The following is a 12,468-nucleotide window of genomic DNA, read 5'->3' as shown; positions in this document are numbered from 1 at the left end:
TCCTAGTCCGTGTACCGGATACGCGGGTCGAACACCGCATACAGCATGTCGACGATGAAATTCGCGCTCACCACCACGACGGCGATCAGCATCACGAGGTTCTGCACGATCGGATAATCGCGCCAGCGGATCGCCTCGACCAGGAAGCGTGCGACGCCGGGGATGTTGAACACGGTCTCGGTGACGATCAGGCCGCCGATCAGGAACGCGGCCTCGATCCCGATCACGGTGATGACGGGCAGGATCGCGTTCTTCAGCGCGTGCTGATAGTTCACCGCGGCGTCGGACGCACCCTTGGCGCGCGCGGTGCGGATGTAATCTTGCCGCAGCACCTCCAGCATCGAGGAGCGGGTGATGCGCATGGTCAGTGCCGAACTGCGGAATCCGACCACCATCGCCGGGATGCAATAGGTTGCAACCGCCTCCCCAAAACTCTGGGGGTTCGGATTGAACAGCGGCATCTGGCCGAACATCGCCACCGACGCCGTGAGGACCAGCAGCCCCAGCCAGAATGACGGCAGCGACAGGCCGGAAAGACTGACGACACGCAGCGCGTAGTCGAGCCGCGTTCCCTGCTTCACCGCGCTGATGACGCCCAAGGGAATCCCGATGGACGCCGAGAACAGCAGTGCCAGGCCGGCGAGCCGCGCCGTGATCGGGATCCGCGGCAGGATCTCCTGAAGCGCCGGCTTCTCGGAGACATAGGAGTAGCCGAAATCGCCGCGCAGGAAGCCGCTGATCCAGTGCCAATATTGCACCACCAGCGGCTGGTCGATGCCGAGCTCCTTCTCCAGATTGGCCTTGTCGGCGGGATCGACATAGCCGGCCGCGGCGAACAGGATGTCGACGATGTTGCCGGGCACGATGCGCAGCAGGAAGAAGATGACGACCGAGATCCCGAACAGGGTCACGAGCATCAGGAACAGGCGCCGCACCAGATAGGCAAACATCCCGCGCCCTCCCGTCGAACCGTTAGCGCGCTACTTGTCCATCCAAACGTCTTCGTACCGGTATCCATTATAGGAGCTGTTCGACATCACCGTCACGCCCTTGACATAGGGCTGCCAGCAGCTGCCGGTGCGCGCATGGAAGATGATCGGGCGCGCGACGTCCTCCTGCAACTTCTTGTCGATGTCCCACACCAGCTTCTTGCGTTTGGCGATATCGGTCTCCTGCGACTGCACGTCGAACAGCTTTTCGATCTCCTTGTTGCAGTAGTTGGTGTAATTGCGTTCGGAACCGCAGGAATAGTTCTCGTAGAACGACTGGTCGGGATCGTCGACCGCGTTGCCGGTCAGGTTGAGCCCGAGCATGTAGTCCTTGCGCGCGATCTTCGGAAACCAGTTCGCGGTCTCGACCACGTCGAGCTCGCCGTCGATATAGATGCTCTTGAGCTGGTCGATCAGGATCACCGCGGGATCGCGGTAGACCGGAATGTTCCGGGTGGAGATCTTGACGGCGAGGTGCTTGTCCGGGCCGTAGCCGGCCTTCTGCATCAGCTTCTTGGCTTCCTCGCGGTTGGCGTTCACATCGGGGCCATAGCCCGGAATGGTCTCGAGCATCTCCTTCGGCATGCCCCACAGCCCGTTCGGCTGCGGCAGCATGGTGCCGCCGACATCGCCCTGGCCCTCGAACATGATCGAGATGAAGGCCTTGCGATCGAGCGCCAGCGCCATAGCGCGGCGGATGTCGATGTTGTCGAACGGCGGCGAGGAGGAGTTGACGATGATGTTGGTCGCGACATTGTTGGGCTCGACCACGCAGACCGCGTTCGGCGCCTGGGATTTCACGTCCTTGAGCAGCGGAATGCTCACCTCCGTCGGGAAGGTCATGTCGAACTTGCCCGCGACGAAGGCGAGGATGGCGGTCGAGCGGTTCGGAATGATGGTGAGCTCGATGCCGTCGAGATAGGGCCGGCCCTCGCGCCAATAGTCGGGATTGCGGGTCAGCTTGATCGATTCATTGGCCTTGAACTCGACGAACTTGAACGGGCCGGTGCCGATCGGGTGCGTGCGCATGTCGCCGGGCGAGACATGGCAGGGATAGACCGGCGTATAGCCCGAGGCGAGCAGCGCCAGCAGCGAAGGCTGCGGCCGCTTCAGGTTGAAGGAGACCTCGAGATCGCCGTTGGTCGAGATGTCGTTGACCTGGTCGTACCAGGTCTTGCGCGGGTTCTGCCGGAACTTCTGCTGCGATTTCCCCATCAGCATGTCGAAGGTGCATTTGACGTCCGCAGAGGTGAACGGCTTGCCGTCGTGCCATTTGACGCCCGGGCGCAGCTTGAAGGTCAGTGTCTTGTTGTCGTTCACCCAGGCCCAGCTCTCCGCGAGCTCGGGGACGATGGTGTCCATGCTGTTCTGCGCCACGTCCTGCTTGTAGATGACGAGGTTGTTGAACACAGGCATGAAGGGAACGTTGAGCGAGTAGGTCGCGCCTTCATGGATCGAGGCATTGCCGGGGCTGTCGCGGTGATACATCCGCAGGATTCCGCCCTGCTTGGGCCCGCCGGCCAATGCGATGGTCGAAAACGCCAGCAAAGATAGCGCCGCCGTCGCGGCAAGCGCCCGCACGCTCCGCATCCTCGTCCTCCCTGGACAACAGCCTTTTGCGGCCTGTTGAAGCGACGATAGCGACGCGCGCGCAGCGAGGCAACCGGCAAGGGTGGCGGCGCTCTCGACAATTCGGATGACGGAAGGCCGCAGGTCTCACTCTTTCACAATGAAAGAGTTCCCCCGGCGTCGTCCTGGCGAAAGCCAGGACCCATTACCCCAGGGAGGTGTTTGGCGAAGATCGTCGTCCGGTATTGCGACCTACAACAATCGCGAGATCACGCGGTATGGGTCCTGGCCTTCGCCAGGACGACGCTGAATGTGTGGCGCAGGATTGCCCAAAACCCCTCACACAATCCGCGACGACTTGTTCCCCCAGTACCGGTCGCGCAGCAGCCGCTTGTACAGCTTCCCCGTCGGCAGCCGCGGCAATTCCTTCTCGAAATCGACCGAGCGCGGCACCTTCTGCCGCGACAGCGATTGGCCGCAGAAGGCGATCAGCTCCTCGGCAAGCGCCTCGCCCGGCACCACGCCCGGCATCGGCTGCACCACCGCCTTCACCTCTTCGCCGAGATCGGGATTGGGCACGCCGAACACGGCGGCGTCCGCAACCTTCGGGTGCGTGATCAGCAGATTTTCGCATTCCTGCGGATAGATGTTCACGCCGCCCGAGATGATCATGAAGGTCGCGCGGTCGGTGAGGTAGAGGAAGCGGTCGGCATCGACATAGCCGACGTCGCCGACCGTGCTCATGCTGCCGTCGGCCGAGCGCGCCTCTTTCGTCTTCTCCGGATCGTTGAAATATTCGAACGGCGATGCGGTCTTGAACCACACCTGGCCCGGCGTGCCGGTCGGGCATTCCCGCATGTTCTCATCGAGAATGTGGAGGTCGCCCAGCAGCACCTTGCCGACGGTGCCGCGATGGCTAAGCCACTCCTCGCTGTTGCAGGCGGTGAAGCCGAGGCCCTCGGTGGCGCCGTAATATTCGTGGATGATCGGCCCCCACCATTTGATGATGTCGTCCTTGACGAGGGCCGGGCAGGGCGCCGCGGCATGGATCGCGATCTCGAGCGAAGACAGGTCGTAGCGCTTTCGCACCTCTTCCGGCAGCTTCAGCATGCGCGAGAACATCGTCGGCACCAGCTGGGTGTGCGTGATGCCCCATCGCTCGACGAGCTGGAGGTAACGCTCGGGATCGAACGTCTCCATGATGATGACGGTGCCGCCCATGCGGATCGTGAGGTTCACGGCGGCTTGCGGCGCGGAGTGATAGAGCGGCGCCGGCGACAGATAGACCATGCCCTCGCGGTAGTGCCAGAGCTTCGTCAGGAAATCGAACAGCGGCAGATTGTGTTTCGGCGGCTCCTCCGGCAGCGGCCGCAGGATGCCCTTCGGCCGCCCTGTCGTGCCGGATGAATAGAGCATCGCGGTGCCGAGCCACTCATCCGCAATCGGGGTCTTCGGCAGACCGGCGGTCACTTCGGCAAGTCCGACGATGCGGTCACTCTCGCCGGGACCGTCGGCGACGACACAGAGCCTGATGTCGGGGCAGGCCTGGATCGCCTCGCGCGCGATGTCGAGCTTCGCCACGGAGGTGATCAGGATTTTGGACTGGCTGTTGACCAGGAGATAGGCGAGCTCGCCGGGCGTGAGGAAGGAGTTGATGCAGGTGTAGTACAGCCCGGACCGCTCACCGGCGCCGCAGGCCTCGAGATAGCGCGAATTGTTCTCCATGAAGATCGAATAGTGATCGAGCCGCTTCAAGCCGTGCTTGCGGAACAGGTGCGCCAGGCGGTTGCTGCGCGCCTCGAGCTCACGATAGGTGACGGTCTCGCCGGTCGCCGCCATGATGAAGGCGGGCTGGAGCGGGCGCAGGCGGGCATGGAGACCAGTGTACATCGATCCTCCGGCTTGAGATTATGCGGCGAGAAGCAGGATTTCGCGCAACTGCGCGGGGCCGTCGATCTTGCGCGGGTTGCGCGGCACCCAGGGCGTGCGCATCGCCTGCTCGGCGATGGCGTCGAAATGCTCGGGCGAGACGTGCACCTCCGCGAGGCTGCGCGGCATGCCGAGCGAGCGGATGAAGGCGTCCAGCACGTCGGCGGCGTTGTGGCCGGGAAAGCCCATGGCGGCGGCCACGATCATCTGGCGCTCGGCATTGTCGCGCACATTCCAGCGCATTACCGCCGGCAGCATGATGCAGGAGGTGTAGCCGTGCGGCACGTCGAAGGCCGCACCCAGCACGTAACCGATGCCATGGCTCGCGCCCATCGGCACGCCGGCCGCAAGCGCGCCCATCGACAGCCAGGTGCCGATCTGCGCATCCATCCGCGCGTCAAGGTCGGCCGGATCGGCCTTCACCCGCGGCAGCGCGTCGGCGAGCATGGCGAGGCCCTTGACCGATTGCGCGTCGGCATAAGGGTGCGTCTCGCGTGAGCAGATCGCCTCGACGCAATGGTCCACCGCGCGGATGCCGGTGGACAGGAACAGCCATTCCGGCGTGTGCACGGTGATGGCGGGATCGAGGATGGTCGCGCGCGGCACCGTGAGCGGATGCCGCAGCATCTGCTTCACATGCGTGCTGCGGTCGGTCACGCCCGCGATCGCGCTGAACTCGCCGCCGGCAATGGTCGTCGGCACGCTGATCTGCCGTACGGTCGGCGCGTTCATCTCCGGCGCGACGCCCTTGTGCACGCGGATGCGCTCGATGCCGTCGACATCGTCGATGCCGTTGGCAAGGCAGAGCTGCACCGCCTTGGCGCCGTCGGTGATCGAGCCGCCGCCAACCGTGACGATCAGGTCGGCGCCCACCTCGCGGGCCGCATTGGCGGCGGCGATCACCGCCTCGCGCGGCGTGTGCGCCGGCATGGCGTCGAACACGCCCGCACAGCGTGCGCCGAGCGCCTGTCTGATCTTCTCGATTTCGTCGGTCTGCCGGTTCAGCGTGCCGGAGACCATCAGGAAGGCACGGCGCGTCCCCAGCCGGTCCATCTGCGCGACGATGGCGCCTGCCGCAGGATGGCCGAAGACGACCTCCTCGATCGCGCCGTAAACGACACGTCCCTGGTGCACGTCTGTCCTCCCGGACAATTCGTCTTGTTCTTGTAGAGGTAATCTAGCCGAGCCTGCCCCGCCCGTCATGCGCGAAGACGCTGGCTACTCTTCTCCCTCTCCCCGCCTGCGGGGAGAGGGTTGGGGTGAGGGGGGCTCTCCGCAAGGGAGGTGACAGTTGGACTCGCGGAGACTCCCCCTCACCCGGATCGCAACTTGCGATGCGATTCGGCCTCTCCCCGCAAGCTGGGAGAGGCGAAGGAGCGCCATCTCCCTCCCTGTCAACCCGTCATCAGGCTAGGTCCTCTCGCCGAGCGTTGCGCGAGCCATCGTCTTGAAGATTTCATTATGGCAGCCCATCTTGTGTCCCCCGCGGGTAGGCGAGTACCCTGCGTTTTCTGCGGCTTTTATGCGAGGACCTGGGATGAGCGGACCGGATGGAAGCGAGCAACTTGTCAAAACGCACGATTTCGTTCGGCCGCGGCCTTACGCCATCGCCGGCCTTCTCGCCGCGGCGTTTGCACTCACCGGTTGCGGACAGCCGACCTCGCAGGCCGCGGCCCCGCCACCTCCGCCGGTGACGGTCGCCCAGCCGGTCAAGCGCACCGTCACCGATTGGGACGAATTCACCGGCCGCTTCGAGGCCGTGGAGGAGGTGCAGGTGCGCCCCCGTGTCGGCGGCTTCGTCAACTCCGTCGAATTCCAGGACGGCGCCATCGTGCACCAGGGCGATCTGCTCTACGTCATCGACCCGCGTCCGTTCGAGGCGGTGGCGGAGCAGGCGGACGGTCAGCTCTCCGATGCGCGCGCCAAGGTGGAGCTTGCCAAGCGCGAGCTCGATCGCGGCCTCAACCTGGTGCAGACCAGCGCCGTCTCCGAGCAGGTCGTCGATCAGCGCCGCCAGGCCTTGCAGGCCGCGCACGCGGCGGAAGTGCAGGCCGAAGGCGCGCTCAAGGCCGCCAAGCTCAACATCGAATTCACCCATGTGACCGCGCCCCTCACGGGCCGCGTCAGCCGCCATCTCGTCAGCCCCGGCAATCTCGTGCAGGGCAGCGATACCGGCACTTCGACGCTGCTCACCTCGATCGTCGCGCTGGATCCGATCTACGTCTATTTCGACATGGATGAGACGACGTTCATCAAATACAGCAAGCTCTGGTTCGAAGGTAAGCGCCCGAGCTCGCGCGATACGGCGAACCCGGTGCAGGTGACGCTGGCCGGCGAGACCAAGCCCTCGCATGAGGGCACCATCAACTTCCTCGACAACCGCCTCGATGTCTCCACCGGGACCCTGCGCAGCCGCGCCGTGATCAAGAACACCGATCTGTCGATCCTGCCCGGCCAGTTCGGCCGCGTCCGCCTGATCGGCAGCGCGCCCCACGAGGCGCTGCTGATCCCGGATGTCGCCGTTGCGACCGACCAGTCCCGCAAGATCGTGTTCGTGGTCAAGCCTGATGACACCGTCGAAGCGCGTCCCGTGGTGCTTGGGCCGATCGACGATGGCCTGCGCGTGATCCGCGAAGGGTTGAAGGCTGACGACCGCGTCATCGTCAACGGCATCCAGCGCGCCCGCGTCGGCGCCAAGGTCGCTCCGTCTCCCGCGCCCGCGCCGGCCGGCGGCAAGCCCGGTGACAAGTCATGAACCTTGGCCGCCTCTCCATCAACCAGCCCATCCTGGCGATGGTGCTGTCGATCGTGCTGCTGATCGTCGGCGCGCTCGCCTACACCACGCTGCCGGTCTCCGAATATCCGCAGGTGGTGCCGCCGACCGTCGTCGTCACCACGCAATATCCCGGCGCCTCCGCGCAGACCGTGTCCGACACGGTCGCCGCTCCGATCGAGCAGCAGATCAACGGCGTCGAGGACATGCTGTATCTCTACAGCCAGGCGACCTCGAACGGGCAATTGACGATCACCGTCACCTTCAGGCTCGGCACCGACCTCGACAAGGCACAGGTGCTGGTGCAGAACCGCGTCGCGATCGCGCAGCCGCAATTGCCGGACGAGGTGCAGCGCAACGGCGTCGTCACCCGCAAGAACTCGCCCGACATCCTGATGGTCGTGTTCATGCTGTCGCCCGACGACAGCTTCGACCAGCTCTACATCTCCAACTACGCGCTGCTCCAGGTCCGCGACCAGCTGCTTCGCATCGACGGCGTCGGCGACATCCAGATCTTCGGCGCGCGCGATTATTCGATGCGGCTGTGGCTCGATCCCGACCGGATCGCCAATCTCGGCCTGACCTCGACCGAGGTGCTGGCGGCGATCCGTGCCCAGAACGTGCAGATCGCGGGCGGACAGATTGCCGAGCCGCCGATCGCCGATCGCGCCTTCCAGCCGAACCTCACCTTCACCGGACGCCTGAAGGACCAGAAGCAGTTCGAGGACATCCTGATCAAGGCTGGCTCCGACGGCCGCACGGTGCGCCTGCGCGACGTCGCCCGCATCGAGCTCGGGGCGCTGGCGTATTCCACCAACAGCTTCCTGTTGCGCAAGTCGGCGGTCGCGATGCTGGTGACGCAGCGGCCGGGATCGAACGCGCTCGCGACGGCCAAACACATCTCCGACACGATGACGAAGCTCAAGGAGAGTTTTCCGAAAGGCCTCGACTACAATATCGGCTACAACCCGACCGAATTCATCGCGCAGTCCGTCCATGAGCTGATCAAGACCATCTACGAGGCCATGCTGCTCGTGGTTGTCGTGGTGCTGGTGTTCTTGCAGGGCTGGCGGCCCGCGATCATTCCGATCATCGCGATCCCGGTTTCGCTGGTCGGCACCTTTGCGGTGATGGCGGCGCTCGGCTTCTCCATCAACAATCTCACGCTGTTCGGCCTCGTGCTCGCGGTCGGCATCGTGGTCGACGATGCCATCGTGGTGGTGGAGAATGTGGAGCGCCATCTTGAGCACGGCCTGAGCCGGCGCGATGCCGCGCTGAAGACCATGGAAGAGGTCGGCGGCGCGCTGGTCTCGATCGCGCTGGTGCTGTGCGCGGTGTTCGTGCCGACCGCATTTCTGGGCGGCATTTCCGGGCAGTTCTTCCAGCAATTCGCCGTCACCATTGCGGTTGCGACCGCGATCTCCTGCTTCTGCTCGCTGACGCTGTCACCGGCGCTGGCCTCGCAGATCCTGACGCCGCACGAGGAGAAGCGGCCGCCGGCGAGCTGGAACGTCGTCGCGCGCGGCTGGAATGCCTTCACCGGCGTCTTCAACCGCACGTTCGACCGTCTCGCGCATGGCTATGCCGGCCTTGCCAATTTCGTGATCCGGCACTCGGTGGTGATGCTGCTAATCTATGTCGTGCTAATCGGCAGCGCAGGCTGGCTGATCGGGACGACGTCGCAGGGCTTCATCCCGGCGCAGGACCGCGGCTACGTCATTATCTCAGTGCAGTTGCCGGGTGCGGCATCGCTGGCGCGGACCACCGAGATTGTCCGAGAGATCGAGCGGATCTCGCTGGACACGCCAGGCATTATCCGCGTGGCCGCCTTCGCCGGCTTCTCGGGCGCGACACGAACGCAGGCCGGCAATGCGGCGGCGCTCTTCCCTGTGTTCGATGAGCCCGAGGTGCGGCTGAAGAAGGGCCTGACCGCGAATGCCATCACGGCCGAGCTGCGCAAGCGCCTCGCCGCGATCCAGGGCGCCTTCATCATCGTGATTCCGCCACCCGCCGTGCCCGGCATCGGCACGGGCGGCGGCTTCACCATCCGCATCCAGGACCGCCAGGGCCGAGGGCCCGAGCTGCTGGCATCCGCGACCGACGAGCTCGTCGCCGCCGCCCGCAAATCGCCCTCGCTGCTCGCTCCGACGGTGTTCTCGCCGTTCTCAGCCAACACGCCGCAGCTCTTCGTCGACATCGACCGCACCAAGGCGCAGAAGCTCGGTGTACCCATCGCCAACATCAACGACACGATCCAGACCTATTTCGGATCGACCTATGTCAACGACTTCAACCTGTTCGGCCGCACCTACCACGTCACCGCGCAGGCCGATTTCCCGTTCCGCAAAGAGCCGAGCGATCTCGCGCGGCTGCGCACGCGCAACGCCTCCGGCGACATGGTGATGCTCGGCAGCGTGGTCGACTTCAAGGATGTCTCGGGGCCCGACCGCGTCGCGCGCTACAATCTTTACGCGGCGTCCGAGCTCCAGGGCGAGCCGGCGCCTGGGACGAGCTCGACCACCGCGCTCAACGCCATCAAGAAGCTCGCCGACGACACCCTGCCGAGCGGCTTCACCTTCGAGTGGACGGATCTCTCTTACCAGCAGGTCACCGGCGGCAACGCGGGCCTGCTGGTATTCCCGATCTGCGTGCTGTTCGTCTATCTCGTGCTCGCCGCGCAATATGGCAGCTGGACCCTGCCGTTCGCGGTGATCCTGATCGTGCCGATGTGCCTGCTAGCGGCCACCATCGGCGTCCGCATCATGGGGCAGGACGTCAACATCCTCACCCAGATCGGCTTCGTCGTGCTGGTGGGACTGGCGGCGAAGAACGCGATCCTGATCGTCGAGTTCGCGCGCGACATCGAGAACGAAGGCAAGCCGCGGTTGGAGGCCGTGATCGACGCCTGCCGCCTGCGTCTGCGGCCGATCCTGATGACCTCCTTCGCCTTCATTCTCGGCGTGCTGCCGCTGGTGGTCTCGACGGGCTCCGGTTCGGAAATGCGCCAGGCCGTTGGTGTCGCCGTCTTCTTCGGCATGCTCGGCGTCACCCTGTTCGGGCTTCTGTTCACGCCGATCTTCTATGTGGTGGTGCGCAACCTGGCTGAGGGGAAGAACGACGGGAAGCCGAAGGTCGCGATGTGATGTTTCTCCAGCGTCGTCCTGGCGAAAGCCAGGACCCATTACCCCAGGGAGAAGTTGCGGCGCGAGCAGGTTGCGACCACCGGTCTTCGCCAAATTGCTCCCTGGGGTATTGGGTCCTGGATCTACGCTCCGCTTCGCTGCGCTTGTCCAGGACGACGGTTTTTGTGGTGCCGCCCTTCATACTAACGACCAACACGCAATGGATGGGCATTCCCGGGGTTCTTCACTAGTATCCGCGCGATTTCAAAACAGAAAACTGCTGGGAGCCAACACATGAAATCAGCCCTTTTGGCCGCCGTCGCAACCTCGGCCCTGCTGCTGGCAGCACCGGCCTCCGCGCAAGGCGTCAAGATCGGCATCCTCAACGACCAGTCCGGCGTCTATGCCGACTACGGCGGCAAATGGTCGGTCGAAGCGGCCAGGATGGCGATCGAGGATTTTGGCGGCGAGGTGCTCGGCCAGAAGATCGAGCTCGTCACCGCCGACCATCAGAACAAGCCGGATCTGGCGAGCTCGATCGCGCGGCGCTGGTACGACGTCGAGAACGTCGACATGATCACGGAGCTGACGACCTCTTCGGTCGCGCTCGCGATCCATGAGCTCTCCAAGGAAAAGAAGAAGATCGACATCGTCGTGGGCGCCGCAACCTCGCGCCTCACCGGGGATGCCTGCCAGCCCTACGGCTTCCACTGGGCCTACGACACCCGCGCGCTCGGCGTCGGCACCGGTGGTGCGCTGACCAAGGCCGGCGGCGACACCTGGTTCTTCCTCACCGCGGACTACGCCTTCGGCTACGCGCTGGAGAAGGACACCAGCGAGATCGTCACCGCCAACGGCGGCAAGGTGGTCGGCTCGGTGCGCGTGCCGCTCAATTCGTCGGACTTCTCCTCCTTCCTGCTCCAGGCGCAAAGCTCGAAGGCGAAGATCGTCGGGCTTGCCAATGCCGGCCTCGACACCACCAATTCGATCAAGCAGGCGTCCGAGTTCGGCATCGTCGCCAGTGGTCAGAAGCTCGCGGGCCTCCTGATGACGCTGGCCGAAGTGAACGGCCTCGGCTTGCAGGCCGCGCAAGGCCTGGTGCTGACAGAAGGCTATTACTGGGATCTCAACGACCGCACCCGCAATCTCGGCGAACGTTTCCTCAAGCGCACCGGGCGGATGCCGAGCATGATCCATGCCGGCACCTATTCGGCGACGCTGAGCTATCTCAAGGCGGTCAAGGCCGCCGGCACCAAGGATCCGGATGCGGTCGCCAAGAAGCTGAAGGAGCTGCCGGTCGACGACGACTTCGCGCAGGGCGGCAAGGTTCTCGAGAACGGCCGCATGGTCCACGACATGTATCTGTTCGAGGTCAAGAAGCCCTCGGAGTCGAAGAAGCCCTGGGACTACTACAAGCTGCTCGCCACCGTCCCCGGCGACAAGGCGTTCTTCACCGCCAAGGACAGCGGCTGCCCGCTGACGAAGTAGGGACGAGGACCGCGCTACAATCTCCGAGTCGTCCCGGCGCAGGCCGGGACCCATAACCCCAGGGAGAAGTGTGGCGCGAGATTCCCACTACGAGTCTTCGCAAAACCACTCCCTGTGGGTATGGGTCCCGGATCTGCGCTCCGCTTCGCTGCGCTTGTCCGGGACGACGGCGGAATGGCCACAGCCCGCCCCTCATACCAGCCGCGACACCACCGCCCCGATCGCCCCTACCCATAGCGCAATCGCTGCGATGGCCTGGATCAAGAAGCCCGGGCCGCGCTTTGCGGCGGCCTGCGAATAACCGATGAAATAGACGATGCGGCCGACGATCCAGAGCGCGCCGATCCCGGCTGCGACGGCGTCGCTGATATAGATCGCGAACAGCCAGAGCGACGGCAGGAAGATAGGCATCCATTCCAGCGTGTTGACCTGGATGCGGAAGGCGCGCTCGAAGTCCGGGTGTCCTGAGGTCGCCGGCACCTTGATGCCCGTCCTCGCTCGCGCGCGCGAGACGTTGATGGTGGCGAAGAAATAAAACGCAATCGCCAGCAGCGTGACGAGGGCGGTGAGGTGATACATCGCTCGCTTCCTTGAAGAG

General features: G+C 64.5%; 8 protein-coding genes. 3 read left to right on the top strand and 5 right to left on the bottom strand.

The window, feature by feature from the left end; translation table 11 throughout:
• Window positions 1-2 precede the first annotated feature (2 nt).
• The 4 genes from ACFLEY_RS45540 to ACFLEY_RS45525 form a co-directional block, all read right to left on the bottom strand.
• Window positions 3-950, bottom strand: a complete 948-nt coding sequence (locus tag ACFLEY_RS45540; protein WP_011083812.1) for an ABC transporter permease — start codon at window positions 948-950, stop codon at window positions 3-5.
• Between the two features lie 30 nt (window positions 951-980).
• Window positions 981-2,579: an ABC transporter substrate-binding protein gene (locus ACFLEY_RS45535; RefSeq protein WP_028172663.1), complete on the bottom strand. Its 1,599-nt coding sequence runs from the start codon at window positions 2,577-2,579 to the stop codon at window positions 981-983.
• Between the two features lie 318 nt (window positions 2,580-2,897).
• Window positions 2,898-4,448 carry an AMP-binding protein gene (locus ACFLEY_RS45530; RefSeq protein ID WP_060909454.1) on the bottom strand — a complete coding sequence of 517 codons (1,551 nt, stop codon included), beginning with the start codon at window positions 4,446-4,448 and terminating at the stop codon, window positions 2,898-2,900.
• Window positions 4,449-4,466: 18 nt separating this feature from the next.
• Window positions 4,467-5,621, bottom strand: a complete 1,155-nt coding sequence (locus tag ACFLEY_RS45525) for an iron-containing alcohol dehydrogenase (RefSeq protein WP_060909453.1) — start codon at window positions 5,619-5,621, stop codon at window positions 4,467-4,469.
• A 403-nt stretch (window positions 5,622-6,024) separates the two neighbouring features.
• Between ACFLEY_RS45525 and ACFLEY_RS45520 the strand changes: the two genes are divergently transcribed.
• From ACFLEY_RS45520 to ACFLEY_RS45510, 3 genes are all read left to right on the top strand, one after another.
• On the top strand, window positions 6,025-7,242 hold the full coding sequence (locus ACFLEY_RS45520) for an efflux RND transporter periplasmic adaptor subunit (RefSeq protein WP_211433534.1): 1,218 nt from the start codon (window positions 6,025-6,027) through the stop codon (window positions 7,240-7,242).
• A complete protein-coding gene (locus ACFLEY_RS45515) occupies window positions 7,239-10,403 on the top strand; it encodes an efflux RND transporter permease subunit (RefSeq protein WP_060909452.1) in 3,165 nt (1,054 codons plus the stop codon). Before ACFLEY_RS45520 ends, ACFLEY_RS45515 begins: the two co-directional genes overlap by 4 nt.
• A 273-nt stretch (window positions 10,404-10,676) precedes the next feature.
• Window positions 10,677-11,870, top strand: coding sequence for an ABC transporter substrate-binding protein (locus ACFLEY_RS45510; protein ID WP_060909451.1), 1,194 nt, complete (start codon window positions 10,677-10,679; stop codon window positions 11,868-11,870).
• A 192-nt stretch (window positions 11,871-12,062) separates the two neighbouring features.
• Here ACFLEY_RS45510 and ACFLEY_RS45505 read toward each other — a convergent pair whose 3' ends face one another.
• Window positions 12,063-12,449, bottom strand: coding sequence for an MAPEG family protein (locus ACFLEY_RS45505; RefSeq protein ID WP_060909450.1), 387 nt, complete (start codon window positions 12,447-12,449; stop codon window positions 12,063-12,065).
• Between the last annotated feature and the right edge of the window lie 19 nt (window positions 12,450-12,468).

This window comes from Bradyrhizobium sp. YCK136, from assembly GCF_044570075.1.
GTDB classification, from domain to species: domain Bacteria; phylum Pseudomonadota; class Alphaproteobacteria; order Rhizobiales; family Xanthobacteraceae; genus Bradyrhizobium; species Bradyrhizobium diazoefficiens.
The sequence above is the reverse complement of the archived record's forward strand: the minus strand, read 5'-3'. Positions and strand labels throughout refer to the sequence as shown.